This is a genomic window from Facilibium subflavum, assembly GCF_003574485.1.
Lineage (GTDB): Bacteria > Pseudomonadota > Gammaproteobacteria > Francisellales > Francisellaceae > Facilibium > Facilibium subflavum.
The window spans coordinates 1-542 of the sequence record NZ_QLIT01000363.1 but is presented as its reverse complement, the minus strand read 5'-3'; the positions used below and the strand labels follow the sequence as shown (position 1 = coordinate 542).

The 542-nt window shown below is 26.9% G+C and carries 1 protein-coding gene; it reads left to right on the top strand.

Annotated elements, in window-relative coordinates; translation table 11 throughout:
- Window positions 1-97: 97 nt before the first annotated feature.
- On the top strand, window positions 98-542 hold a 445-nt coding region (locus DNK84_RS13955; RefSeq protein WP_162902525.1), incomplete at its 3' end, for a replication initiation protein.

Below are 542 nucleotides of genomic sequence, written 5' to 3'. Positions count from 1 at the left end.
TTTTGTCAGTGAAAAACATAATACTCAATAATAATATGTTGTAATTGATCCATTGCTTTGATAAATTTAAAAACATATTATTAAAAATGTCTATGTCATGCGTAATAAAAATGTTGTTATGAGTAATAAGATCGTAAAAGGTCGGTATTCTTTCACGAGAGAAGAACAAAACTTTATTTACAATGTCATTAGTCAAATATCACAAGAAGACAAAGACTTTAAAATTTACAAAGTATTTTTTAAAGATGTTCAAGGATTAGAGAAAGCAACAAAACATTACAAAAGATTTGTTGGTTTTGCTGAAAGTTTATTACAAAAAATAGTTAGAATCAGAGATGAAGAAAAGAAAAGAACAATAGTTTGTTCTTGGTTTTCTCATATTAGCCATCAAGATGGTAATTCTTATATAGAATGTAGCTTTGACCCTGAATTAAAGCACTATCTAATACACCTCAAAGAAGATTTTGTCCAAGCCAAATTACCTTTACTTTTAAGCTTTAAAAGTAAGTATTCAAGCAGATTATATTTACTTCTCAAAAGCG